23 protein-coding genes are annotated in these 25667 nt (G+C 72.1%); 8 read left to right on the top strand and 15 right to left on the bottom strand.

Annotation, left to right across the window (positions count from 1 at the left end):
* Positions 1-45 precede the first annotated feature (45 nt).
* Positions 46-1278 (bottom strand): MFS transporter, encoded by a 1233-nt coding sequence (locus tag ACSQ11_RS12275; RefSeq protein ID WP_436005767.1) that lies wholly within the window; start codon positions 1276-1278, stop codon positions 46-48.
* 107 nt (positions 1279-1385) lie between these two features.
* Between ACSQ11_RS12275 and ACSQ11_RS12270 the strand changes: the two genes are divergently transcribed.
* From ACSQ11_RS12270 to ACSQ11_RS12250, 5 genes are all read left to right on the top strand, one after another.
* Positions 1386-1937, top strand: coding sequence for a CGNR zinc finger domain-containing protein (locus ACSQ11_RS12270; RefSeq protein ID WP_436005765.1), 552 nt, complete (start codon positions 1386-1388; stop codon positions 1935-1937).
* A gap of 106 nt (positions 1938-2043) precedes the next feature.
* The gene (locus ACSQ11_RS12265; protein WP_436005763.1) at positions 2044-3468 is read left to right on the top strand and encodes a pyridoxal phosphate-dependent decarboxylase family protein; all 1425 of its coding nucleotides are present in this window, start codon (positions 2044-2046) and stop codon (positions 3466-3468) included.
* Positions 3469-3499: 31 nt separating this feature from the next.
* Positions 3500-3850: an ArsR/SmtB family transcription factor gene (locus ACSQ11_RS12260; RefSeq protein ID WP_436005761.1), complete on the top strand. Its 351-nt coding sequence runs from the start codon at positions 3500-3502 to the stop codon at positions 3848-3850.
* A complete protein-coding gene (locus tag ACSQ11_RS12255) occupies positions 3847-4317 on the top strand; it encodes an SRPBCC family protein (RefSeq protein ID WP_436005759.1) in 471 nt (156 codons plus the stop codon). The genes ACSQ11_RS12260 and ACSQ11_RS12255 overlap by 4 nt, the downstream gene beginning before the upstream one ends.
* A gap of 133 nt (positions 4318-4450) precedes the next feature.
* On the top strand, positions 4451-4846 hold the full coding sequence (locus tag ACSQ11_RS12250; protein ID WP_436005757.1) for a VOC family protein: 396 nt from the start codon (positions 4451-4453) through the stop codon (positions 4844-4846).
* Positions 4847-4973: 127 nt separating this feature from the next.
* On the opposite strand, the gene lpdA is transcribed toward ACSQ11_RS12250, so the two are convergent.
* The 9 genes from lpdA to ACSQ11_RS12205 form a co-directional block, all read right to left on the bottom strand.
* A complete protein-coding gene (gene lpdA / locus ACSQ11_RS12245) occupies positions 4974-6371 on the bottom strand; it encodes a dihydrolipoyl dehydrogenase (protein ID WP_436005755.1) in 1398 nt (465 codons plus the stop codon).
* 26 nt (positions 6372-6397) lie between these two features.
* Entirely contained in the window at positions 6398-8413 is a 2016-nt protein-coding gene (gene mrdA / locus ACSQ11_RS12240; protein WP_436005753.1) for a penicillin-binding protein 2, read from the bottom strand.
* Positions 8410-8898 (bottom strand): rod shape-determining protein MreD, encoded by a 489-nt coding sequence (mreD, locus tag ACSQ11_RS12235; RefSeq protein ID WP_436005751.1) that lies wholly within the window; start codon positions 8896-8898, stop codon positions 8410-8412. Before mreD ends, mrdA begins: the two co-directional genes overlap by 4 nt.
* On the bottom strand, positions 8895-9734 hold the full coding sequence (gene mreC, locus ACSQ11_RS12230; RefSeq protein ID WP_436005749.1) for a rod shape-determining protein MreC: 840 nt from the start codon (positions 9732-9734) through the stop codon (positions 8895-8897). The genes mreD and mreC overlap by 4 nt, the downstream gene beginning before the upstream one ends.
* The gene (locus ACSQ11_RS12225; protein ID WP_436006770.1) at positions 9731-10741 is read right to left on the bottom strand and encodes a rod shape-determining protein; all 1011 of its coding nucleotides are present in this window, start codon (positions 10739-10741) and stop codon (positions 9731-9733) included. The genes mreC and ACSQ11_RS12225 overlap by 4 nt, the downstream gene beginning before the upstream one ends.
* A gap of 240 nt (positions 10742-10981) precedes the next feature.
* Positions 10982-13066, bottom strand: coding sequence for a M14 family zinc carboxypeptidase (locus tag ACSQ11_RS12220; protein WP_436005747.1), 2085 nt, complete (start codon positions 13064-13066; stop codon positions 10982-10984).
* A gap of 159 nt (positions 13067-13225) precedes the next feature.
* Positions 13226-13648, bottom strand: coding sequence for a nucleoside-diphosphate kinase (gene ndk / locus ACSQ11_RS12215; RefSeq protein ID WP_436005745.1), 423 nt, complete (start codon positions 13646-13648; stop codon positions 13226-13228).
* A gap of 10 nt (positions 13649-13658) precedes the next feature.
* Positions 13659-14081: a DUF4233 domain-containing protein gene (locus ACSQ11_RS12210; protein ID WP_436005743.1), complete on the bottom strand. Its 423-nt coding sequence runs from the start codon at positions 14079-14081 to the stop codon at positions 13659-13661.
* Entirely contained in the window at positions 14078-14344 is a 267-nt protein-coding gene (locus tag ACSQ11_RS12205) for a hypothetical protein (protein ID WP_436005741.1), read from the bottom strand. Before ACSQ11_RS12205 ends, ACSQ11_RS12210 begins: the two co-directional genes overlap by 4 nt.
* 39 nt (positions 14345-14383) lie before the next feature.
* On the opposite strand from ACSQ11_RS12205, the gene ACSQ11_RS12200 reads away from it, so the two are divergent.
* Positions 14384-15052, top strand: coding sequence for a cation transporter (locus ACSQ11_RS12200; protein ID WP_436005739.1), 669 nt, complete (start codon positions 14384-14386; stop codon positions 15050-15052).
* Between the two features lie 185 nt (positions 15053-15237).
* Here the strand turns inward: ACSQ11_RS12200 and ACSQ11_RS12195 are convergent, their stop codons facing one another.
* The 5 genes from ACSQ11_RS12195 to ileS all read right to left on the bottom strand — a co-directional run bounded on the left by ACSQ11_RS12195 (position 15238) and on the right by ileS (position 22213).
* Positions 15238-16638 carry a bifunctional folylpolyglutamate synthase/dihydrofolate synthase gene (locus ACSQ11_RS12195; RefSeq protein ID WP_436005737.1) on the bottom strand — a complete coding sequence of 467 codons (1401 nt, stop codon included), beginning with the start codon at positions 16636-16638 and terminating at the stop codon, positions 15238-15240.
* Positions 16639-16771: 133 nt separating this feature from the next.
* Positions 16772-17215 carry a VOC family protein gene (locus tag ACSQ11_RS12190; protein ID WP_436005735.1) on the bottom strand — a complete coding sequence of 148 codons (444 nt, stop codon included), beginning with the start codon at positions 17213-17215 and terminating at the stop codon, positions 16772-16774.
* A gap of 23 nt (positions 17216-17238) precedes the next feature.
* Positions 17239-17730, bottom strand: a complete 492-nt coding sequence (locus ACSQ11_RS12185) for a helix-turn-helix domain-containing protein (RefSeq protein ID WP_436005733.1) — start codon at positions 17728-17730, stop codon at positions 17239-17241.
* 17 nt (positions 17731-17747) lie between these two features.
* Positions 17748-18695 carry a sterol desaturase family protein gene (locus ACSQ11_RS12180; protein ID WP_436005731.1) on the bottom strand — a complete coding sequence of 316 codons (948 nt, stop codon included), beginning with the start codon at positions 18693-18695 and terminating at the stop codon, positions 17748-17750.
* Positions 18696-18829: 134 nt separating this feature from the next.
* On the bottom strand, positions 18830-22213 hold the full coding sequence (ileS, locus tag ACSQ11_RS12175) for an isoleucine--tRNA ligase (protein ID WP_436006768.1): 3384 nt from the start codon (positions 22211-22213) through the stop codon (positions 18830-18832).
* 531 nt (positions 22214-22744) lie between these two features.
* On the opposite strand from ileS, the gene ACSQ11_RS12170 reads away from it, so the two are divergent.
* Together ACSQ11_RS12170 and ACSQ11_RS12165 are read left to right on the top strand one after the other, a co-directional pair.
* Positions 22745-24739, top strand: a complete 1995-nt coding sequence (locus ACSQ11_RS12170; RefSeq protein ID WP_436005729.1) for a hypothetical protein — start codon at positions 22745-22747, stop codon at positions 24737-24739.
* A complete protein-coding gene (locus ACSQ11_RS12165) occupies positions 24736-25650 on the top strand; it encodes a hypothetical protein (RefSeq protein ID WP_436005727.1) in 915 nt (304 codons plus the stop codon). The genes ACSQ11_RS12170 and ACSQ11_RS12165 overlap by 4 nt, the downstream gene beginning before the upstream one ends.
* Positions 25651-25667: the final 17 nt, after the last annotated feature.

The following is a 25667-nucleotide window of genomic DNA, read 5'->3' as shown; positions in this document are numbered from 1 at the left end:
TCTGGGCGGCGATCCTTCCCCGCGAGGGGGTCGGGCGGTTCGGGCTCACCCGGAAGGAGCCGCTTCGAGGCGCCGGAACGTCACCCGCAACCATGGCTGGAGCAGCGAGAGGGCTGCGGCCACTGCCGCGATGGCGACCCACGTCGTCGTCGGCCCGAAGCGCTCGAGCAGCTGGGTGCCGACGAGGGGGGCGCCCACTGCGGCGATGCCCCAGCTCAGGCCGTGGGCCGCGAGGTAGCGGCCCCGTGAGCCGTCGGGCGCGAGGGCGGCGACGAGCGACCACGCGTGCCCGAGGAGCAGCAGGTCGCCGATGCTCCACACGACCGTCGCCGCGACGAAGGACCAGGTCGTGGTCGCGAAACCGTTGGCGAGCAGGCCTGCGCCGAGGATCGCGTACCCCACCGCCATCGCCACGAAGGGGTCACGCCCGAGCACCGTGCGCCGCAGCAGCGGCTGTCCGGCTGTGAGAGTGGCCGCCGACACGGTGAGGAGCAGCCCGAGGAGGGCCGGCTCGAGCCCGCGAGAGCTGAGGGTCAGCGGCAGGGCGATGGTGATCTGCAGATAGGTCACGGCGAAGGCCGTCCCGGCGCCGAGCATCGCGAGCAGCCGTGGGTCGCGCCAGGGGCTCCTCCCCCGCGTGCTGCCCCGAGGGTTCGGCACCGGCGCGAGTGACCGCCCCGGCAGCAGGGCGAGGACGACGGCGGCGCACGCCAGGCAGGTCAGCGCGTCCACGACGAAGAGCCAGCGCAGGTCGACCCGCGCCAGCGCGGCCGCGACCAGTCCGGCGCCCATGCCTGCCGCTGCCATCGCCGCGGCGAGCAGGCCGTAGGCAGCGGGACGCTGGTCGGCCGGCGTGACGTCGGCGACGAGGGACTGGCTCGCGGGCTCGTAGACCTCGAAGACGAGACCCAGGACGACCGCGGCGACCACCGCCTGCCCCAGGGAGGAGGACGCGGCGACGCCGAGCTGGGCCACGGCGGTCCCGCACAGCCCCAGGGTGATCGTGGCCCTGGCCCCGAACCGGTCGCTGAGGCGTCCGCCGAGGAGGCGTGACGGGATCGTCGCCAGCCCGAAGCCGGCGAGCACCCACCCGGCGACGGTCACCGAGGCGCCCAGCTGCTCGACGAGCGTCACCGCGAGGAACGGCAGGGTGAACGCGCCGAGCCGGTTGACCGCCCGCGCCGCCACGAGGACGTGGACGGTCCGGGGCAGGGGGCGGCGTGCGGATCGTCGTGCGCGGTGGCCCTGCGGCCCGACCGTGGTCTGCTGCGGGGTCATGTGCGCTAGGCTCCTGTCACTGGTCAATCAGACTTTGTCGGTCACGCCGACCACGCCAACCTAAAGGGACGGAGGTGACTGGTCAAGTGGACTTCGACAGTCACTTGGTGGCGCTGGTCGACGTCGCGGCGCGGCTCGTCAACGCCCACACCGGCGACTACGCCCGCGGCGTGGAGCACGTCCCGCCCACGACGTCGGAGGACCGGATCGCGGCCACGGCGGCCGCGCTCGCACGTGACGGCGGACGCGTCCCGCGCGTGACCCGGGCCGACGCCGAGCTCCTCGTGTCGCGCGCCCATGACCTGCGGCAGGTCTTCGAGGCAGCGGCCGCCGACGACCTCGACACAGCCGCATCACTCCTCAACCCGATGCTGCTCGCCACCGGGGCCCGGCCTCAGCTCGACCAGCGCGATGGCGCGTGGCAGGTCCACTTCCACGGCGCCGACGACAGCCTCGCGGTCGGCTGGGCCGCGGGGTGCGCGACCGGGCTCGCCCTCGCGCTCGGCAGCAGCTGGGCCGGACGGCTCGGGACCTGCGAGGCCGAACGCTGCGACGTCGTCTACCTCGACACCTCCCGCAACGGCAGCCGGCGCTTCTGCTCCACCTCGTGCCAGAACCGGACCAAGACCGCGGCCTACCGCGCACGCTCCACCCCCTGACCCGTCACGCCCGTCGGCGCCCGACCGCTGACGCGCCCCACCCCCACCGAACCGCCCTCACCGAACCGGTGGCGGACCCGCCACCGCCGGAGGATGCTCAGGAGGCATGGCGAGGACCCGTCCCGAGGACATCGCACCGCTCTGGCGCCGGGCGTGCGAGGCGGCCATCGCGTTCCGCCACGACGTGCGCGACCGGGCCGCCGCACCCCAGGACGACTACGCCGCCTCACTGCGCGGTTTCTCCGCTCCCCTACCCGAGACCGGCTCCGACCCCGAAGCGGTGCTCGGCGACCTCGTGCGCCTCGCCGACCCGGGCCTGATGACCCCGACGGGCCCACGCTTCTTCGGCTGGGTCATCGGGGGCTCCCACCCCGCCGGCGTCGCCGCCGACTGGCTCACGAGCGCCTGGGGCCAGAACGCCGGCAACCACGAGGCCTCGCCGGCGGCGTCGGCCGCCGAGACGGTGGCCGCCGGCTGGCTGCTCGAGCTGCTCGACCTGCCCCGCGAGGCGTCGCTCGGGTTCGTCACCGGCGCGACGATGGCGAACTTCACCGCGCTCGCCGCCGCCCGCAGCGGGGTGCTGCGTGACGTCGGCTGGGACGTCGAGGCCGACGGGCTGTTCGGCGCCCCACCCGTGACGGTGCTCATCGGCGCCGAGGCGCACGCGACCGCGTATGCCGCGCTGCAGCTCCTCGGCCTCGGTCGCGACCGCGTCGTCCGGCTCGCCGTGGACGAGCAGGGGCGAATCGTCACCGAGAGCGCGCTCGAGGCACTGTCCGGCGTCGACGGGCCGGCCATCGCCGTCCTCCAGGCGGGACAGCTCAACACCGGCGCCTTCGACGACTTCGCCACCCTCGTGCCCGCGGCCCACGAGGCCGGGGCGTGGGTTCACGTCGACGGCGCCTTCGGCCTGTGGGCCCGCGCATCGCGACGCACCAGGTCCCTCACCGACGGTGTCGACGCCGCGGACTCGTGGGCCGTCGACGGTCACAAGTGGCTGCAGACGCCGTACGACTGCGGCTACGTCGTCGTCCGCGACCGCGAGTCGCACCAGCGCGCCATGACGATCGCGGCGAGCTACCTCCCGACGTCGGAGGCTGGCGACCGGGATCCCTCGCACTTCGTCCCCGAGCTGTCCCGCCGCGCCCGCGGCTTCGCCACCTGGGCCATGATCCGCACGTTGGGGCGCGACGGCATCGAGGAGATGGTCGACCGGCACTGCACCTGCGCCCGGGTCGTCGCCGACCGGCTGCGCCCCGAGCCGGGCATCGAGGTGCTCAACGACGTCTGCCTCAACCAGGTGCTCGTCCGCTTCGGCGCGGACCGCGGCGACACCGAGGGCGACCACGTGACCCGCGAGACCATCGCCCGCATCCGGCACGACGGCGTCTGCTTCGTCGGCGGCTCGTCGTGGCGCGGGCGCGAGGCCATGCGCTTCTCGGTCATCGGCACCGAGACCGACGAGCTCGAGGTGAGCCGGAGCGCAGAGGCGGTCCTCACGGCATACCGGAGCGTCGTCAGCCCCTCTTGAGCATGTGACCTTTTGGTCACACAATGGGTCCGTGGACGCAGAACAGACCGTCTTCCGTGCGCTGGCCGACCCGACCCGGCGCGCGCTGCTCGACGCGCTCTTCGAGACCGACGGGCAGACCGTCGGCGAGCTCGTCGCCCTCTTCCCCGACGTCACGAGGTTTGCGGTGATGAAGCACCTGGCCGTCCTGGCCGACGCCGACCTCGTGAGCACCGAACGGGTCGGCCGCGAGAAGCACCACCACCTCAACCCCGTCCCCATCGCGCAGATCGCCGACCGATGGGTCGGCAAGTACGCGCAACCGTTCACCCGCGCCATGCTCGACGTCAGGGCCGCCGCGGAGAGCCTGCACGAGACACCGTCCGACAGGAAGCAACCATGACCGCCCAACACGTCTACCAGATCCACATCCGCGCCGAGGTCGAGGAGGTGTGGCGGGCCCTCACCGACCCCGAGGCGACCCGTCAGTACTTCCACGCCACCCACTGGGAGTCCCCGCCGGTCGCCGGTGAGCCGTTCCACACGAGCCTCCCGGACGGACGCGTCGCGATCGACGGCATCGTCGAGGAGGTCACCCCGCCCCACCGGCTCGTCCACACGTGGCACCCTGTCTACGACGACGACCTCGCCGCCGAGCCACCGAGCCGGGTGACGTGGGAGCTCACGGCGGTGGGCGACCGCCTGACCCACCTCCGGCTGACCCACAGCGCTCTCGAGCAGAGCCCGCTCACGGCCGACAACGTCCGGGACGGCTGGGTGTGGATCATCGACTCGCTCAAGACGCTGCTCGAGACGGGGTCGCCGCTTCCGGCGAGGGCCCGCGAGCCCGAGGCCGCCGGGGGCGCCTAGGCCCACCCGACGGGCTGGTCCCGTGACCGCTCCGGGCAGGCCGGATCGACCCATGGCGCACCGGCCCGCACGTCCCTACGCTCGACAGTGGGCCGACCGCGCGAGGGTCGTCCGGTCCGCCCGTGGAGCAGCGATGATCGGTGACCACACCCCCGTCCCGACCCTGGCCGTCAAGGACCTCGGCCGGGCACGTGAGTTCTACGAGGGCGTCCTGGGCCTGACTCCCGGACGCGACATGCCCGGCGGCGTGGCCTACAACGCCGGCTCGAGCGGCCTGTTCGTCTACGAGTCCGAGTACGCCGGCACCAACAAGGCGACGGCGATGATGATGGAGGTCCCCGCGGACGCCTTCGACACGCAGATCTCCGACCTGCGGTCCAAGGGCGTGAGCTTCGAGACCTACGACATGCCCGACACGCAGTGGGACGACGGCGTCGCGACGATGAACATGGGAGACGACTCGTTCCGCAGCGTCTGGTTCCAGGACCCCGACGGCAACATCCTCAACCTCGGCACCGGCATGGGCTGACGCGGCCAACCGGCACCCCAGCGCCGGAGCCGACCGTCACGACGGTGCCCGCAGAACGCGGTGTGCCGGCCGCCCAGGTGGGCGGCCGGCATACCGGAAACGGCTGCGGCACAGGGCCGCTGGCGTCTCAGAGGTTGATCATGTGACCCGCGATGCCCTCGATGGCCTCCTTGACCGACTCGGAGAGCGTCGGGTGCGCGAAGACGTTGCGCGCGACCTCGTCCGCGGTCAGGTCCCACTTCTGCGCGAGGGTGAGGACCGGGAGGAGCTCGGTGACGTCGGGGCCGATCATGTGCGCGCCGAGGATTTCGTTGTGCTTCGCGTCGGCGACGATCTTGACGAACCCGACGGCGTCGCCGAGCCCCATCGCCTTGCCGTTGGCGCTGAACGGGAACGTCGCCGTCTTGACGTCGTAGCCCTTGTCCTTGGCCTGGGCCTCGGAGTAGCCGAACGAGCCGATCTGCGGGTGGCAGTAGGTCGCCCGCGGGATGAAGTCGTACTCGACCGGCATCGTCTCGGCGCCGGCCATGTGCTCCGCGGCGACGACACCCTGGGCCTCGGCGACGTGCGCGAGCATCATCTTGGCGGTGCAGTCACCGATGGCGTAGACGTTGTCGACGTTGGTGCGGCAGTACTCGTCGATCTCGATGGCGCCGCGGTCGCTGACCTTGACGCCGATCGCCTCGAGGCCATAGCCCTCCGTGCGCGGGGCGAAGCCGATCGCCGAGAGGAACTTGTCGGCCTCGAGGACCTGCACGTCGCCTCCGGCCGCCGGCGAGACGGTGACCTTGACGCCCGAGCCGGTGTCCTCGACGCCGTCGACCTTGGTCGAGAGCATGACCTTGACGCCGAGCTTCTTGTAGTGCTTGAGCAGCTCCTTGGAGACGTCGGCGTCCTCGGTGGGCACCATGCGGTCGAGGAACTCGACGATGGTGACGTCGACGCCGAAGTTCTTCATGACGTAGGCGAACTCGACGCCGATGGCGCCCGAGCCGGCGATGACGATCGAGCCGGGGAGGTCCTCGGTGAGGATCTGCTCCTCGTAGGTCACGACGTTCTTGGAGACCTGCATGCCGGGCAGCATCCGCGTCACGGCGCCGGCCGCGATGATGAGCTTGTCGAACGAGACGGTGCGCTTCTCGCCGGAGTTGAGCGCGACGTCCATCGACGTCGGGCTGGTGAGCGTGCCCCAGCCGTCGATCTCCTCGATCTTGTTCTTCTTCATGAGGAAGTGGACACCCTTGACGATGCCGGCCGAGACCTGGCGAGAGCGCTTGTGGGTCGGGCCGTAGGACATCGTCGCGTCGCCCTCGATGCCGAACTTCGCCTTGTCGTGCTGGAGGGTGTGCGCCAGCTCGGCGTTCTTGATGAGGGCCTTGGACGGGATGCACCCGACGTTGAGGCAGACACCGCCCCAGTACTTGGATTCCACGACGGCCACCTTGAGCCCGAGCTGCGAGGCGCGGATCGCCGCGACGTAGCCACCGGGACCGGCACCGAGAACAACGAGATCGAAGTCAGCCATGCAGCAAAGCCTAGTGGGCGCCCCGATCACCTCATGACGCGGAGGGCCTCGTGGATCGAGCGGGCGATCGGCGCCGCCGTCTCGCTGCCGTGACCTCCCTGGCTCACCGCGACGGACACGGCATACCGCGGTCTGGTGGTGGGTGCGTAGGACAGGAACCACGACGTGTCGGAGCGGCCGAAGACCTCCGCCGTCCCGGTCTTGCCCGACACGGGCCAGTCGGCCGCCATGCCCTTGAACGTCGGTGCGCCGGTGCCGCTCACGACGACGGCCCTCAGGCCCGACCGGACGTAGGCGCCGACGTCGGGACGCAGGGCCGCACGGTGTGACGCCCCCGGCGCCACCGCCTCGGCCGCACCCGAGACGGGGTCGACCACACGGACTCCGACGCGCGGGGCGCGGACCACTCCCCCGTTGGCGATCGCGGCGTAGGCCACCCCCATCTGGAGCGGGGTCGTCGCGACGTCCCCCTGTCCGATCGAGAAGTTCGCGGCGTCGCCCGCACGGAACTGGGCGCCGCTCTCGCAGTTCTCCCTCGCAAGAGCGGTGAGGTATGCCGCCCGCGCCCGGTCCTCGCGCGCGACCTCCGGGTAGCCGGACTTCGCTCGCTTGCACGTCTCGTCCTTGGTGTCCTCCCAGACCTGGCGCTTCCACGTCCTGTCGGGGATGCGACCGGCGCTCTCCGACGGCAGGTCGATGCCGGTCCGGGCGCCGAGTCCGAAGTCCTGGACGGTCCTGATGAACGGGTCCCTGGCGTCGCTGCCACGCAGCCCACCGAGCGCGAGCCACGACCGGTAGGCCACGTCGTAGAAGACGGTGTCGCACGACACCTCGAGGGCCCGGTGGAAGGTGATCGGGCCGTAGCCGCGGGACTCGAAGTTGCGGAAGGACCGGTTGCCGATCCGGTAGGCCGAGCCGCACTCGTAGGTGCGGGTGAGCGAGTTGCCGGCGGCCACGGCGGCAGGGACGCTCAGCGCCTTGAGCGTGGAGGCCGGGGCCATCGCCGAGCCGGTGACCCGTGACAGCAACGGCGTCCCTGCGCCGGGTGCGGTGAGCGCGGCGTACTGCTTCGCCGAGATGCCTCCGGTCCAGACGTTGGGGTCGTAGGTCGGGGCGCTCGCCGAGGCCACGACCTGACCCGTGGAGACGTCGAGGACGACGGCGCCACCCGAGTCCGCCGGGAGCCCCCGCTTGCGGGCCGCGGCCATCTCGCGGGCGAGCGCCTTCTCGGTGGCCGCCTGCACGCCGGCGTCGATGCTCGTGACGAGGTCGCGGCCGGGCACGGGGTCGACCCGGGACACGACGCCGGTGACGAGCCCACGCGGGTCGACCGAGACGACGGTGCGACCCGGGGTCCCGCGCAGGGCCGTGTCGTACTGCTGCTCGAGCCCGGCACGCCCCACGAGGTCGTCGGCGGTCACGGCGCCCGAGGACGCCGACACCTCCTTCTCGGTGGCACGCCCGAGGTAGCCCAGCACGTGAGCGGCGTTGACGCCCAGCGGCGCCGGATACCGACGCACCGGCAGCGCCTCGACGGCCACGCCGGGGAACTCGCCCGGTCGCTCGACCAGGCTCAGCGCGCGTTGCGGGTCCACGCCGCTCACCACGGGGATGGGCACCTGCGGCGACCCCGCCCAACAGGCGGGCGCCGGCGCCGCACCCTCTTCGCCACAGAGCGTGGTGCGGGCCACGAGGTCCTCGACGGGCCGTCCGACGACCTTGGCCACCCGGGCCAGCAGGCCGCGGGCCCCGTCGTCGCTCTCGGCGACGACCCGACGTTCGAGGGTGACGACGGTGACCGACGTGTTGTCGGCGAGCGCCCGACCGGCCCGGTCGAGGATCCGGCCACGCACCGCGGGCACCACGATCTCGCGGGTGTTGAGCTGCGCGGCGGCCGCCGTGTAGTCCGAGTGCTCGGTGAGCTGAACCTGGGCGAGCCGCCCGAACAGCACGACGAAGAGCAGTCCCACGACCGCGGCCACCGCGACGAACCGGCCCTCGTGGCCGGACCCGTCCCGTGGGCGCAGCCCGACGTCGGTCACGCGAACCGCCGCCGTTCAGAGCGGCGTTCGACGGCGCTGACGAGCGGCACGACCACGAGCCCGACGGTGGCCGTCGCGACGACGCGCAGCACCGACGACAGCACGTCGACGGGCACGCCCTGCGCGAGGGCCAGCACGGCCCGAACCGCCTCGAGACCACCGGCGACCCCGGCAATGACGAGCACCACCCAGACCACGGGGACCGGCCCGGGTCGGCGGAGCGCGCCGATGCAGAGTCCGCACCCGGCATACAGGAGGGCCTGGGTGCCGAGGACCGCGGATCCCGGCGGCAGGAGGTCGAGGATCCAGCCGCCGACGAGGCCGGTGAGCAGGCCCACCCGCGGCCCGGCGCGCAGCGCGGCGGAGGCGACGACGACGAGCACGAGGTCGGGCAGCGGCGAGAGGTGGCGTGCGGCCAGGGTCACGCCGAGGACGCCGCCGAGGAGCAGCAGGACGGCGCGGGCCAGCGCGCCTGCGGGCGTCACTTCGCACCCCCGGTGACGGCCGGGCGGGAGGTCGCGCGCGGGGCGCTGAGGAGCACCCCGACGACGGACAGGGTGCTCACGTCGACCGCCGGTGCGACGGTGCCCGACGGTGCGAGCCGGCCCCGCTGGGGCTCGACGGCGGTGACCCGCCCGACGAGCACGCCGGGGACGAAGGGGCGACCGTCGACGCTTCCGAGCGTGCGGACCTCGTCGCCGACGGCGAGCGCGCCGGTCTGGACGAGGGCGAGCCCGAGCTCCCCCTGGGTGCGGTCGGTGGCCGCGACCGTGGACCCGCCGACGGTCGCGAGCGCGCCGGCCGTTCCGACCCGCGCTCCCACCACGACGTCGGGTCCGCCGAGGACGAGCACGTCGCTCGTCCATGGGGCCACCGAGGCGACCCTCCCGACGAGCCCCCCGGACGCGACGACGGTGCGGTCGACGTCGATGCCGTCGCGGCTGCCGACGTCGATGGTGAGCCGGACGACGCCCTGCGGCCCGGGGGCGGCGACCCCGACGACCCGGGCCGGTACGACGCGCGCACCGGCGGTCGACGGGGACGACAGCAGCGCCGACAGCTCGGCGGACTCTGCCCCGGCCACCTCGGACTGCCGCAGGGCGTTCTGGAGGTCCTCGTTCTCGCGGCGCAGTTGATCCTCGCCCGCCCGGCCCGAGGGCGCGAGCACGCGCTCGAGCGGTCCGAGCACGGTGGCCGCACCGCGGCGCAGCAGCCCGAGTCCCGGCCCACCCACGAGGTCGACGAGCAGGAGGGCACAGGTCACGAGCACCGCGAGCGCGACGAGGCGTCGCCGCCTGCGGTCGGGCGCGTCGCCCCTCACAGCCGGCGGTTGTCGACGAGGACGCGGTGCAGCGTGTCGAACTCGTCGACGCAGCGCCCGGCGCCGCGCGCCACCGCGCGCAGCGGGTCGTCGGCGATGGAGACCGGCACGCCGAGCTCGTGGTGCATCCGCTCGGCGAGGCCGCGCAGCAGCGCTCCCCCGCCGGTGAGCGTCACCCCGCGGTCGAGGATGTCGCCGGCGAGCTCGGGCGGGCACACGTCGAGGACGGCCCGGGCGAGCTCGACCATCTGCAGGACCGGCGCCTCGATGGCGCGCCGCACCTCGACCGACGAGATCGACACGGTCTTCGGCAGCCCGGTGACGAGGTCGCGTCCGCGGACCCGCTCGCTCAGCTCCTCGCGCATCGGGAACGCCGAGCCGACGGCGACCTTGATCTGCTCGGCGCTGCGCTCACCGAGGAGCAGGGAGTACTCGGACTTCACGTGGGCGATGATCGCCTCGTCGACCTCGTCGCCGCCGGTGCGGATCGAGCGGCTCGTGACGATGCCGCCGAGGCTGATGACCGCGACGTTGGTCGTGCCGCCGCCGAGGTCGACGACCATCGAGGCCATCGTCTCCTCGATCGGGAGGCCTGCGCCGATCGCCGCGGCCATGGGCTCCTCGATGACGTGGACGCGGCGGGCACCCGAGCGGAGCGTCGAGTCCTCGAGTGCGCGTCGCTCCACGCTCGTGATGTCGCTGGGGACGCACACGACCATGCGCGGCCGCAGGATCCGTGACGGCGAGACCTGGTCGACGAACCAGCGCAGCATCCGCTCGGTGACGTCGGCGTCGGAGATGACCCCGTCACGCAGCGGCCGCACCGCGGTCACGGAGTCGGGGGTGCGACCGAGCATCTCCTTGGCCCGGTGCCCGGCGGCGAGGAGCTGCGAGGTCCCCGCCCGCACGGCCACGACCGACGGCTCGTCGAGGACGACCCCGCGCCCCCGCTCGTAGATCACGGTGTTGGCCGTCCCGAGGTCGATGGCGAGGTCGCGCCCGCCCATCCACCGGTTCAGTCCAGCCACGCTCGCGATGCTACGCGCGGACCCGCTCGCCGCCCCGACCCAACACGCCCTCCCCGCCCGCTTGCGTCCGCAACAGTGGTCGGCATCGCGGCCACCTGTGCGGACGCAAGGCCCAGCGGGCAGAGGTATGCCGTCCGCGCCGGGTCCCACGCTCTGCGTGGGCGGTGCGCGGACGGCATACCTGGGGTGGGGCTCACCCACGAAGGGGTGAGGTCCGGGTCAGCGGGGGTTCTTGCCGCGGTTGCAGGGGTTGCCGACGTCCACGGACTGGCCGCGGTCGACGATGACGCTGCGGGTCGACAGGACCTTGCCCTGCTTGTTGGTGCAGGTGAGGTTCCAGGCCTCCTTGACGCCGGTGACGATCGCCGGATCGGGCGGCAGGAACGACATGGTCCCCGACCAGTCGGTCGAGGTGGAGCCGCCGTCGTAGTTGTTCGCCTCGATGCGGTAGCCGCCGGGGACCGGGTCGAGCGCGGTGGCCGTCTCCGGGTTGTCGGCCGTCGCCGCCGACGCGACCTGGTTGCCGGCTGCGTCGTAGATGTAGAAGTCCCAGTCGACCGCGGTGCCACCTGGCCAGCTGAAGGTGAAGACGACCTTGCCGTTGTCGTAGGCCGGGAGCCCCTGGATCGTGACGTTGGAGAACTCCGACTGGGTCACTGCCGGCACGCCCGCGGGGTTGACGATGGTCTGGCTCGGTGCCGTCGGGGCCACCGGGTCACGGCCGTAGCGACCGACGACGAGCGGCCGGGTCGACGGGTTGACCGCCCACGAGAACGAGCCACCCTTGCCGGCCAGCGACGAGGTGAGCACGTCCGTGTACGGGATCGGCGCGCTCGTCGTGCCACCCGGCTGGATGACGGGCGAGGTCATGCCCTGGTAGGTCTTGCGGACCGAGAGCGTCGTGTTCGCCGGCGCCTTGCCGGTGATCGTCGAGTGCATGGCCTTGTCCATCGCGGCGGCCGCGGCCCGGTAGTAGGCCTCGCGGTTGCCACCCTTGCCGGCGCCCGCGGCGGGTGCAAGGCCGGCGTACTCGGCGACGACCCCCGTCTCGTACGGCGGGTGGAAGCCCTCGGTGCCGATCTCGAAGGTGAAGCCGTAGCCACCGGTGTTCCAGTAGCTCCAGTCCTCGACCGACCCGGACGTGTCGTAGAGACCGAACGACGGGATGTTGGAGTAGGCGTTGTGCGAGGCGAAGTCCGCACCGAGCGCGCGGTACTGGATCTCGTCGGGGCTGAACCCGGTCGAGGCCAGCGACGGCGGGCGCAGGACGAGGTTGCTGTAGGTGTGGTTGGTGATGAGCGTCGTCACCTGGCGGCTGCTGATGAGCTTGCGCACGGCGTCGACCTCGGGCTCGGAGCCGGGACCGTCACCGCGGTAGGTGTCGCTGCTCCACGTGAACGACGCGCCCGGGCCACCCCAGAAGCCCGGGTAGTTGCGGTTGGGGTCGGTGCCACGCAGCCGCCCGGCGAGGTTGTTGTCGCACGTGCCGGTCGTGTACTGCGCCGGCGTCTTCGTGCTGATCGAGCAGTTCTTGCGCTTCATCTCGTAGTCGAAGGTGCTGAAGTCGCCGAGCGGGGCGGCCGAGCGCGAGATCTGGAAGCCGTCGACGTTGACGACCGGCACGACGATCGTGCGCACGCCCTTGAGGATGCCGGCGTTGCGGGCATCGCCGCTCTCGAGGAGGTCGTAGGCGAACTCCATCGAGTGCTCCGACGACGGCCACTCGCGCGCGTGGTGCGCGCCCATCATGAGGAAGACCGGCTTGCCGTCGGCGGTGTTGGCCGCGCCGTCGGTGATTTCGATGCCGTTGATCGGCTTGCCGAGCACCGACGGGTTCGCGAGCGTGAGCGGCTTGACCTTGGTCGGGTACTTCTTGGCGAGCGCGGCCATCTCGGCGTTGTAGTCGGCGAGGGTGCGATAGCTCGTGCGGCCGCTGGGCAGCTGCGACGCCGCCACGCTCGCGGCGTAGGCCTTGTCCTTCTTGGCGTTCGCGCGCTCGACGGCGGCGAGGTCGGCCACCTTGACGGTCCACTTCTTGCCCGCGGCCCGGAGCTTCGCGACGTCGGCCGCACCGTGCAGGACGACGTCGACGCCGTGCTCGTCGGCGTGCTCGGTGGTGTCGAGGCCGAGGGCGTCGACGGCCGAGCGCTCCTTCTGGGTGACGGCGTGCACGGTGACGATCTGGACCTTGTCGTCCTGTGCGTTGGGCTGTGGCGCCGCAGCCGCGACACCTGCACCCGCGAGGCCGGCGGCCACCAGCGCGACCGCCGAGACCACCCCCGGCCCGACTCGAGTGATCCTCATGCTGGCTCCTTCGTCAGGGATGCGCGGACGCCGTTGTCCGCGCGGTCCTCAACCTAGGGCGCTACCGGCGAGTTCGCTCGGCGACATTTTCAGGGCCCCCGGACGCAGGTATGCCGGCCGCGCCAGGGGCGGCCGGCATACCTGCGTTCGTGCGTGGGGTCAGAGCTCGGGGAACCAGATGCCGATCTCGCGCGCGGCCGACTCGGGCGAGTCGGAGCCGTGGACGATGTTCTTCTGGACCTTCTCGCCCCAGTCGCGACCGAGGTCGCCGCGGATGCTTCCCGGCGCGGCCTCGGTCGGGTTGGTGGCGCCGGCGAGCGAGCGGAAGCCGGGGATGCACCCCTGGCCCTCGATGACCGCGGCGGTCACGGGGCCCGACGACATGAAGTCGAGGAGGGGCTCGTAGAACGGCTTGCCCTCGTGCTCGGCGTAGTGGGCGGCGAGGCGCTCGCGGTCGGGCGTGGTCACGGCCAGCGCGACCAGGGTGTATCCCTTGGCCTCGATGCGGCGCAGCACCTCCCCCGAGAGACCGCGGGCGTAGCCATCAGGCTTGACGAGGACGAGCGAGCGTTCGGAAGTCACGCGGGCCAGCCTAGCGAGCGGCCTCGGCGTCGGTGGGGCCGGTCGCCTCCGCCGCCCCGGACTCGCGGGCCGCCACCATGGCGTCGACCTGCTGGCCCTTGACGAGACAGAGCAGCCACAGGCCGGTGAAGACGAGGCCGACGCCGATCATCGCCGGGACGACGATCGCGCTGACCCAGGTGAGGGCCTGGATGAGCCAGCCGAGCGGGAGCCCGAACGGACGGCGCATCATGCCCGCCGCGACGAACGACAGGACAGCCAGGCCGACGCCCAGCCAGAGCAGGGTGTGGGCGTTGTCGGCGCCCTCGGCGAGGGCGGTGCTGCGGGCCAGGAGCGCGCCGAGCAGGATGACGAGGCCCTGGCTGCCGAGGACCATCGCGAGCATCCGCCAGGTGAACTTCCCGAGGGTGCCGGTGAACGGGATGCGGCTCATCCGCGCTTCCACTCACGCACGTCGATGGCGGCCTTGGCGGCGTCGAGCGGCGCCTTGGTGGCCCGGCGGTACAGCTTGATGGCGGTGACCTTCTTGTCGTGGGCGAGCGCGTGGTCGATCGACTGCTGCACCTCGAGCGGGAGGTCCTCGACCGGGCGGAAGCTCACTCGGTCGCGGCGGGTGCTGTTGCGCAGCCGGGTCACGAGCCAGAACACGAGCACCGCCACGGCGACGATGATGAGCAGCCTCGTGATCGCAGTCATGGCACGAGGGTATGCCGCGTGCGCTGGTTGGATGGACGGGTGCCCCTTCCCGCCGGTCCGGCAGAGCCACCCTCGTCCTCGCCTCCTCCGCCGCACCGGTTGCTCGAGGTCGGCCCGCTGCGCCGGGTCGTGCTCACCGTCGCCGGGCTGAACCTCGCGTGGTTCTTCGTCGAGGTGGCGGTGGCGCTGGCGATCGGGTCGGTGGCGCTGTTCGCGGACAGCGTCGACTTCCTCGAGGACACGGCGATCAACCTCCTCATCGCGCTCGCCCTCGGCTGGGGCGTGCGGCACCGGGCCCTCGCCGGGAAGGTCATGGCCGGGATCCTGCTCGTGCCCGCGGCCGCAGCGGTGTGGCAGGCCGTCCAGAAATGGGGCGACCCGGCACCACCGCACGTCGGGTGGCTCGTCGTGACGGCCGGATCGGCCGCGCTCGTCAACGGGCTGTGCGCGTGGCTGCTCGCCCGGGCACGCAGCGACGGCGGGAGCCTGTCGCGTGCGGCCTACCTCTCGGCGCGCAACGACGTGCTGATCAACGTCGCGATCATCGCCATGGGGGTCGTCACCGCCCTCACCGGGTCGGGGTGGCCGGACCTCCTGCTCGGCCTCGGCATCGTCGCACTCGGGGTGCACGCCGCGGCCGAGGTGTGGGAGGTCGCGAGCGAGGAGCACCTCGCCGCCAAGGCCCTCGCCGGTGAGGACATCGACTGAGCGCGGGGGCCGGCTCGTGTGGGTGTCGCGAAGGGTCGATCACCAATAAATGTTCAGCCCGGACACCTATTGGTGATCGACCCTTGTCGCACACCGTGCTGCGCTCCGTCGTCCCGGGACTGTGGACTGGCACGCCTTGCGGACCAGTGGGCGTCGTGGACGAGTGCCGCGCAAGCCGGGTCCGATCAGGCGTCGGTGACACCGAGCAGCATGCGCACCTCGGCAGCGGTGATGACCGATCCGGTGGCGAGCACGCCTCCGCCCACGCCGGCCTCGTCGGCGATTCCGGCAGCACGGTCGAGGGCGTCGGGCAGGTCGTCGACGACCGTCACGCGGGAGTCACCGAACACACCCTTGGCGATCTCGCCGAGGTCGTTCGGGCGCATCGCCCTGGGCGACGTGGTGCGCGTGACGATGACCTCGTCGAGGACGGGCTCGAGGATCTCGAGCATCTCGGTGGCGTCCTTGTCCTTGAGGATCGCGACGACGCCGACGAGCGTGGTGAAGGTGAAAGCCTCCTCGAGCCCGTCGCGCAGCGCGCGGGCGCCCGCGGGGTTGTGGGCGGCGTCGACGAGGACGGTGGGGCTGCGGCGCACGACCTCGAGCCGGCCCGGCGACGTGGCCGCGGCCAGCCCGGCCTTGAGGACGTCGAGGTCGAGTTGCTGCTCGCCGCCGCCGAGGAACGCCTCGACGGCCGCGATCGCGACGGCGGCGTTCTGCGCCATGTGGGTGCCGTGGAAGGGCAGGAAGAGGTCCTCGTAGGTCGCGGCCAGCCCGCGCACGGTGAGCGACTGGCCCCCGACGGCGACGTCTGCGCCCTCGATGCCGAACTGCTCCCCCTCGACCGCGATCTGCGCCCCGACCTCCTCGGCCCGCTCGCGCAGGATGGTCGCGACGGCCGGGTCGGCCTGCGCAGCCGAGATGGCGATGCCGTCGGCCTTGATGATCCCGGACTTCTCGAGGGCGATGTCTGTCTCGGTGTTGCCGAGGAAGTGCTGGTGGTCGAGCGCGATCGGCGTGATGACCGAGACGACACCGTCGGCGACGTTGGTCGCGTCCCAGCTGCCGCCCATGCCGACCTCGACGATGGCGACGTCGACGGGAGCGTCGGCGAATGCGGCATAGGCGACGGCGACGAGGACCTCGAAGTACGTCATCCTCGGCTCGCCCTCGGCCGTGGACCTCGCGTCGACGATGTCGATGAGGTTTATGACCTCGTCGTAGGCGGCGAGGAACTTCTCGGCCTCGATGTTGCGACCGCCGATGGCGATCCGCTCGAGCATCGTGTGGAGGTGCGGCGAGGTGAATCGCCCTGTCTTGAGCCCCATCTCGCGCAGGAGGGACTCGACGACCCGGGCCGTCGTCGTCTTGCCGTTGGTGCCGGTGAGGTGGATGACCGGGAAGGTGCGCTGCGGGTCGCCGGCCAGCTCCATGACGGCGCGGATGCGGTCGAGCGAGGGCTCGAGGTCGTGCTCGGGCGCCCGGGCGAGGATCGACTCCTCGACCTCCCGCAGCCGCTTCATGATCTCGAGGGTGCGTGCAGCCTCGCGCTGGGACGAGTCGGGAGCCGGTGCCATGCGTCCCATTCTCCCGGACTGACTGCGCAGGAGCGACGGCGGAGGGGCATTCCGACCCCTCTGGCGTCGCTCCTGCGCAATCAGCGCCTTCCATGAAGGGCCGGCGGGGCTGGAAGCCCCGGAACGGGCCATCAGTCGTGCGTCAGTCGAAGGAGGCGCCCTCGAAGTCCTCGGGCGTGTACTCGCGGGGCTCGACGAGCACCATCCAGTTGCCCGAGTTGTCGCGCATGAGCGCCTCGACGCCGTAGGGCCGGTCCTCGGCGTCCTGGAGGAACTCCACCCCCTTGGCCTTGAGGTCCTCCACCGTCTTCCGGCAGTCGTCGACGTGCAGGCCGACGCCCGGCAGGCCGCCCTCGAGCTGCGCCCGCTGCATCGCGGCGATGAGGTCGTCGGACAGGGGCCTGCTCGGCGTCGTGAGGTGGAGGTGCAGCTCGGGCTGCGACGGGTGGGTCACGGTGACCCACCGGAAGTCCTCCCCGAGGACGATGTCGTCGCCGGCGGCGAAGCCGAGGACGTCGGTGTAGAAGGCGAGGGACTCGTCGAGATCCTTGACCCAGACGGACACGAGACTGACGTTGGTGATCATGCGAGCGACGCTACGAGGTCACCTCAGCGCGGCGCTTCTCCCGGATTGCTTCGTATGCCGTCCGCCCCCGTCACCGGGTCGGCCCGCCTCTCGACGAGGCCCGACATGAAGACCCAGCAGCCCGGGATGCGAGGGGCGCCGCGGACGGCATACCTCTTCTGGAAGGCGCTGGGGGTCTCGCCGACGATCCCGCGGAACCGGCTCGAGAACGAGCCGAGGCTTGAGTAGCCGACGGCGTGGCAGACCTCGGTCACGGTGAGGTTGCTCGTGCGCAGCAGGTCCTGGGCGCGCTCGACCCGGCGCTCGCCGAGGTAGGCCAGCGGGGTGATGCCGTAGACGGTCGCGAAGGAGCGGAGGAAGTGGAACTTGCTCAGACGCGCCGTGGTCGCGAGCTCGTCGAGATCGAGCTCATCCGCGAAGTGGCGGTCGATGTGGTCCCTGGCCCGGCGCAGGTGCACGAGGACGTCACCGGGGACGCGACGCACCGGCGGGATCTGCGACACGGGCTCGGGCACGCCGTCACCCTAGGCGCTCAGCGGGTGACGACCTCGGACTCCGGCGGCAGCGTCGGCTCCCCCGGCTTCCACCCGGGCGGCGCGAAGAGGTAGCCGGCGCGCTCGCGCCACGACCGCGCCCGGCGCACGTCGCGGAACGCCGCCAGGAACTCGCCGTACTGGAGGCGGAGCGGGTTGTGCGTCGTCACCGGCACCGTGAGCCCGTAGACCGGAACGTCGTGCTCCTCGGCGTAGGTCCCGAACAGCCGGTCCCAGACGATGAGGATGCCGCCGTAGTTGCGGTCGAGGTACTGCTTCTGGCTGGCGTGGTGCACGCGGTGGTGGCTCGGGGTGTTGAGGACGTACTCGACCGGCGCCCAGAGCTTGGGGATCGTCTCGGTGTGCACCCAGAACTGGTAGATGAGGTTGAGCGAGAACGCGAAGAAGATCATCCACGGCGGCACGCCGAGCAGCGGGAGCGGCGTCCAGAAGAGCAGCTCACCCCACGGGTTCCACTTCTGCCGCAGCGCCACCGAGTAGTTGAAGTACACCGACGAGTGATGGGCCTGGTGTGCCGCCCAGAGGATCCGGACGCGGTGGCTGGCGCGGTGATAGGCGTACCAGAGCAGGTCGACGGCGAGCAGCGTGAACACCCAGGTCCACGGGTTCGAGGCGTCCATCTGCCACGGCGCCACCGACCACAGCGCGAAGTAGAGGACGAGCGCCGCGAACCGCGCCCCGAGGTTGATGACGACCGAGCCGACACCGCTCGCGAGGTTGGCCGCGGTGTCGGGCGCCGAGTAACCCATGCGCGCCCGGGTCCCGCCGTCGTGGGCGTCGGCACCGTCGAGGAGGTCGTCGTCGTGGTCGTCGTCGAGGAAGCGGATCGCGAGCAGCTCGAGCACGATGAACAGCGCGAAGAACGGCACGGCGAAGAGGACCGGGTCGTGCGTCGGGTCGCTCATGATCGCCCAGGGTGAGTCCATGAGCGGCGACCCTACTGACGCGTAGGTTCAGCCCGCCATGACCCCCGTCACCCACCCGCAACTGATTGCCCCACGACGAGGGCCGAGCGCAGCAAGGCGCCTCGTCGTGGGGCAATCAGTTGCCCGTATGCCGGTCAGGCGAGCTTCTTGACGAGGATCCGCGCCTGCTCGCCGTCGCTGAGGTCGGCGGTGCTCACGCCGTCGCCGAGCGGCAGCGCGTCGATCGAGGGCGCCGAGCCGAACTGCGTCGCGAGCGTTTCGTCGACGATGAGCGCCTGGTGGGCGACCGTCGCCTCCCAGACCGCCTGCGACCCCGTCACGGTGAGCGAGATGCGGTCGCTCACGTCCAAGCCGGCCTCTCGGCGGGCCTGCTGGACGGCGCGGATGACGTCGCGGGCCAGCCCCTCGGCGGCCAGCTCGGGCGTGACCTCGGTGTCGAGGACGACGAACCCACCGCCCGGCAGCACCGCGGTCGCGCGCGACCCGGCGTCGCCGCCGGAGACGACCGTCTCGAGCGAGTACTCGCCCTCGACGAGCTCGAGCCCGCCACTGACGACGGTGCCGTCCTCGGCCACGGTCCAGTCGCCCGACTTCGAGCCCTTGATCGCGGTCTGCACCTCACGACCGAGTCGGGGTCCGGCGACGCGCGCGTTGACCGTGAGCCTCTGGGTGACGCCGAAGTCGCTGTCGCCGACGGCGTCGAGGTCGAGCAGCGAGACCTGGCGGACGTTGACCTCGTCGGCGACGATCCCGGCGAAGTCGGTGAGACCGGCAGCGCCGGGCACGACGACCGTGAGGTCGCGCAGCGGCAGGCGCACGCGCAGCCTCTCGGACTTGCGCAGCGACGACGCGACCGAGCAGATCGCCCGCGCCTGGTCCATCCGGGCGACGAGCTCGTCGTCGGAGGGGAGGTCCTCGGCGGACGGCCAGTCGGCGAGGTGCACCGAGCGCTCGCCGGTGAGCCCCCGCCAGATCTCCTCGGAGACCAGCGGCAGCAGCGGCGCGGTGACGCGGGTCAGCACCTCGAGCGTCGTGTAGAGCGTGTCGAACGCCGCGCGCGCGTCGGCGCCGGAATCCGCACCCTCACCGGAACCGGTGTCCCAGAAGCGTTCCCGCGACCGGCGGATGTACCAGTTGGTGAGCACGTCGACGAAGCCGCGGATCGAGTCGCAGGCACCGGCGACGTCGAGGCCGTCGAGCTGGGCGGTCGTCGTCTCGACGAGCTGGCGCAGCTTGGCGAGCAGGTAGCGGTCGAGAGGTGCGGTGGACGCGGTCGACCACTGCGCGGCATACCCCTGTCCCTCACCGCCGTCCGAACCGGAACCGCCGCCGAAGGCGTTGGCGTAGAGGGTGAAGAAGTACCAGCTGTTCCACAGCGGGATCTGGACCTGGCGCACGCCCTCGCGGATGGCCTCCTCGGTGACGACGAGGTTGCCGCCACGCAGGATCGGCGACGACATGAGGAACCAGCGCATCGCGTCGGCGCCGTCGCGGTCGAAGACCTCGCGCACGTCGGGGTAGTTGCGCAGCGACTTGCTCATCTTCTGGCCGTCGTTGCCGAGGACGATGCCGTGGCTGATGCACGAGCTGAACGCGGGACGGTCGAAGAGCGCGGTGGCGAGCACGTGCATCGTGTAGAACCAGCCGCGCGTCTGCCCGATGTACTCGACGATGAAGTCGCCCGGGAAGTGGTGCTCGAACCAGTCGCCGTTCTCGAACGGGTAGTGGACCTGGGCGTAGGACATCGAGCCCGAGTCGAACCACACGTCGAGGACGTCCTCGACCCGGCGCATCGTCGAGCGCTGCCCCTCGGGACGCGGGTCGTCGGGGTTGGGCCGGGTCAGCTCGTCGACGAACGGGCGGTGCAGGTCGGGGTTCCCGTCACGGTCGCGCGGCAGGTCGCCGAAGTCGCGCTCGAGCTCCTCGAACGAGCCGTAGACGTCGAGGCGCGGGTAGGCCGGGTCGTCCGACTTCCACACCGGCACCGGGCTGCCCCAGAAGCGGTTGCGGGTGATCGACCAGTCGCGGGCGTTCTCGAGCCACTTGCCGAACTGGCCGTCCTTGACGTGCCCGGGCACCCAGGTGATGTCCTGGTTGAGCTCGACCATCCGGTCCTTGAACGCCGTGACCTCGACGAACCACGACGAGACGCCCTTGTAGATGAGGGGCTCGCGGCAGCGCCAGCAGTGCGGGTAGGAGTGGTCGTAGGTCTCGCGGCGCAGCAGGATCGTCCCGGGCGTCACCGAGCCGGTCGGGCCCTCGCCGCGGGTGGCGCCGCGCAGGTGGTCGATGATGAGCGCGTTGGCGTCGAAGACCTGCACACCGTCGTAGTCGTCGACCGGCGCGGTGAAGCGGCCGTCCTTGCCGACGGGCATGACGGCCTCGATGCCCTCGCGGTCGGTGACCTCCTTGTCGACCTCGCCGAACGCGCCGGCCGTGTGGACGACGCCGGTGCCGTCGGTCGTCGTCACGGCGTCGTCGGCCGCGACGATCCGGAACGCGTTCTCGTGGCCGGCGTAGTACGAGAACGGCGGGGTGTAGGTGCGGCCCACGAGGTCCGCACCGCGGTAGCGGCCCAGCACCGTCGGCTCGTCCCCCAGCTCGCGGGCGTAGTGCCCGAGGCGCGCCTCCGCGAGGACGTACCGCGCCGACGCGTCCGTCCCCGGCACCGGCGCCTCGACGACGACGTAGTCGATGTCGGAGCCGACCATCGCCGCGAGGTTGCTCGGCAGGGTCCACGGCGTCGTCGTCCAGACGAGGAGGTGCGCGCCGTCGAGCACCGGGTCGGCACCCGTCGAGTCGAGCAGGTAGCCGACGGTGACCGCCGGGTCCTGGCGCATCTGGTAGACCTCGTCGTCCATCCGGAGCTCGTGGTTGGACAGCGGCGTCTCGTCGTTCCAGCAGTAGGGCAGGACGCGGAAGCCCTCGTAGATCCAGCCCTTGTCGTACAGCGACTTGAACGCCCAGATGACCGACTCCATGAAGTCGGGGTTCATCGTGCGGTAGTCGTGGTCGAAGTCGACCCAGCGCGCCTGGCGGGTGACGTACTCGCGCCACTCGTCGGTGTAGACCATGACCGACTGGCGGCAGGCGTCGTTGAACGCCTCGATGCCGAGCTCGCGGATCTCGTCGGTGGTCTTGATCCCCTTCATCCGCATGACCTCGAGCTCGGCCGGCAGGCCGTGGGTGTCCCAGCCGAAGCGGCGCTCGACCCGGCGGCCGCGCATCGTCTGATAGCGCGGCACGAGGTCCTTGACGTAGCCGGTGAGCAGGTGGCCGTAGTGCGGCAGCCCGTTGGCGAACGGCGGGCCGTCGTAGAAGACGAACTCGTTCTCGCCGTCCTTGCCTGCCTCGCGCTGCTCGACCGAAGCACGGAAGGTGTCGTCGGCCTCCCAGTGGGCGAGGATCCGCTCCTCGATCTCGGGGAACCGCGGGCTCGGTGACACGCCTGCGGAGGGTACGCCGAGGGCGGCACCGGGCTCGTGGGTGCTGGCGGTCGAGACCTTGGGGTAGGTCATGTCGAGGGCTCCTGCGGGTCGTCGCGTCGTCGTCTGGACGAGGACGAAAGGCCTCCTGCCGTATGCCGGCCGGCTCCCTCCGCGGTACCACCTCGCTTGCCGCAGCCGCGCACCCACGTGGGTCCACGGCATACGACCGCTCTTGCTCCAGGTCGTGACGTGACCCACGCGTCCGGTTCTAGTGGGCACGACCCCCTCGCGAGGGTCACGCCGTTCTTCCGGAGGCTCGCCGCTGATGACGGCTCGAACGCCTGTGACCGAAGTCTAGCGGCTGTCAGGGAGCACCCAGGATGGCGCTACAGTGGGGCGGTCGCCGAGCACTCGGCGGCACCAACCGCGTCCGCGGGGGGAAGCCGGTCCAAGTCCGGCGCTGACCCGCAACCGTAGGCCACCCGCGAGGGTGGCGAGCCGGACTGCCCCGCAGACGCGAGCGGCTCCACATCACCCGTCGAGGTCACGGGACGGAGCCCGGACAGCCACTGTGGCCGGTCGGGCGTTCGTCACGAACCGCTCAGGAAGGCTGTCCCCCACATGCACCGCTCCCCCGCACGCCTGCGCGTCGTCGCGCCGCTCGCGCTGGCTTCCCTCGTCCTCGGTATGCCGGCCGCTGCCGTCGCCGAGACCGCGCCGGCTCCCAGCGCGACCACCTCCGCGAGCAGCACGGCCACGACGACCCCGTCGGCCGCGACCTCCACGCCGTCGGCGACGCCGTCCACGTCGTCCTCCTCGAGCTCGGCAGCGCCCAGCGCCGCGGCCGGGCTGCCCGCCGCGCCCGGCACCACGTGGGACGCGGGCGCCTGCGCGGCCGACGTCGAGGGCGTCACGGCGGTCCTCGACCTCCAGGGCAGCGACCCCGCCGTCGCGCGCTGCGTGACGTCGACGACCGGGGGCTCGGCCTACTCCTCGACGAACTCGCTGCAGACCTTCGCCGACGCCGGCTGGGACGTCCTCACCAAGTCCACGAGCTTCGGCCCGCAGATCTGCCAGGTCGACGGCGCCCCCTCGACGAACCCGTGCGACGCCTGGACCGGCGTCTGGTGGTCCTTCTGGACCGGCACCGACGCCGGCTGGAAGCAGGCCGAGACCGGGGCGCACGAGACGCCCGCGCCGACCGGGACCTTCGTGGCCCTCTCCCTCGTCGACAACGTCAACGACGCCCCGGCCCCCCGCGTGCCCACCACGACGCCGACGAGCACCCCGTCGAGCACGCCCACCCCGACCGCGACGACGCCCGGCCCCACGCCCACGGCTCCCGCCGGCCCGGGTCGCGCCGACCTCGCCTCGCAGTGGCTGCTGTCCCGCTCGGTCCAGCCCGACGGCACCTACGACCTCCAGTCCGGTGGCATCAACCCCGGCCTCATGATCGACATGCTGCTCGCCCTCGTGGCCGAGGACCCGAGCAACCCGAAGATCTCGGGCGTGTGGGCCTCGATCGCCAAGCAGATCCCCGAGTGGGTCGACTTCGAGTGGGAGGGCACGCACTACGTCGACGGCCCGTCCGCCGCCAAGGCCATGCTCGCCGCCGAGTCCGTGCGCGGCGACGTCCACGACGTCGCGGGGCTCGACGTCGCCAAGACCCTGCAGTCCAAGATCAACGACAAGGGTCAGGTGCTCGACCTCGGTGACGGGCCGGCATACGGCTTCGGCCAGACCCTCGCCGTGCTCGCGCTCGCTCGCGCCGACCTCCTCGAGACCCCGGTCCTCGACGCGATGCTCACCCAGCAGTGCCCCTCGGGCGGGTTCCGGCTCGGCCACGGCGCCAAGCCCTGCGCCGACGCCACCGACTCGGTCGGGGTCGACGCCACCGCCATGGGCCTGCAGGCCATGCTCGCCGCCGAGCGCTCCGGCGTCGACGTCCCCGACAGCAACGTCACCCGCGCCGTGGGCTACCTCACCGACACCGCCACGAGCGGCGGCGGCTGGCCCAACGACGGCTTCACGACGACGGTGAACTCGAACTCCACGGGTCTGGCCGTCCAGGCCTTGGGCGCCTACCTCGCCGAGCACCCCGGCTCCGCGACGGCCGAGAGCGCCGTCACCAAGGGTCGCGCGTGGGTCGCCGGCCTCCAGGTCCTCCCCGCGACCAACGCCGCCGTGTCCAACGTCGGCGCCATCGCCTACTCCACCGAGGCCTTCACCACCGGCCCGGCGACGGGCACCGACCAGTGGGAGCGGGCCACCCCGCAGGCCATGCTCGCCTTCGGCCTCCCCGGCTTCGACACCCTCGTCACGGCCGCGGCACCGACGACGCCCGGCACGCCCACCCCGACGGCGACCGCGCCCGGCACGGGAACCCCGTCCGGCTCGACGAACCCGTCGGCCACCACGGGGACGCCCGGTGCGGGCGGCAACGGTGACAACGGCGCCGGCTCGGGCTCCGGCTCCGACGACGCCGCGGGCGACCCGGGCCAGGGTCTGGCCTACACCGGTGCGGCCATCTGGCCGGCGCTGGCCGTGGCCACCCTGCTCCTGCTGCTCGGCGGTGGCTTCGTCCTCGTGTCGCGCCGTCGAGGGGTGCACGCATGAGGTTGCGTCGACGGCTCCTCTCCGCCGCTGCGGCAGCTGCCCTCGGCGGGGCAGGCCTCGTCGGGGCGGCCGCGCCGTCCCAGGCTGCGGCCTGCTCGAGCACCAACGGTGTGACCGTCGTCGTGCAGGGCCCCAACGGCACGCAGGTCCGCTGCGCGAGCGGTGACCCCAGCTCGGCGTGGGGGGCCCTGCAGGCCGCGGGCTTCTCGCTCAAGGCGGTCCAGCGCTTCCCCGACGCGCTCTGCCGGATCGACGGCGCCCCGGCGTCGGACCCGTGCATCAACATGCCGCCCGCGAGCGCCTACTGGTCCTTCTGGCACGCGCCCAACGGTGGCTCCTGGACCTACAGCCAGGTCGGGATCAAGGGCTGGAACCCCAAGCCAGGATCGTCGGTCGGCTTCCGCTTCGGCTCGGGCACCGCACCGAGCACGGCACCGGCCACGGTGTCGGCACCGAAGCCGACCACCGCGGCGCCGAAGCCCACGACCGCCACACCGAAGCCGACGAGCACGCCCCGGCGCACGACCTCGGCTCCACGGCCCACCACCGGGACCACGACGAAGCGTGGGACCTCGTCGGCCGCTCCGGCTCCGGCGCGCAGCCCGGGCGCCGCCGGCCCCACGGCGTCCACCCCCGCCGGGCCCGGCGCGACGCCGAGCCCCTCGGCCAGCCGTCCGGCCGGCCCCTCACCCAGTGCCTCGGCGCCTAGTGCCTCGACGCCCAGCCCGTCGGCGTCGATCCTCGCGTCTGAAACGCCCTCTCCCGAGGCGGCGCAGGACGACGTGCGGGCCGCGCCCGAGCAGGACACCGGCAGCTCCGGCGCCGGTCGACTCATCGGTGGGGGCGCGCTGCTCGCCGGTGTCGCCGCCGCGGTGGCGGCCGTCGCCGTGCGCCGACGCAGCCTCGGGTGAGACCCGCCCCGGTCGCG

Origin of the sequence: Knoellia sp. LjRoot47, from assembly GCF_964253435.1 — a bacterium.
In the GTDB taxonomy this organism is placed as follows: Bacteria; Actinomycetota; Actinomycetes; order Actinomycetales; family Dermatophilaceae; genus Knoellia.
The sequence above is the reverse complement of the archived record's forward strand: the minus strand, read 5'-3'. Positions and strand labels throughout refer to the sequence as shown.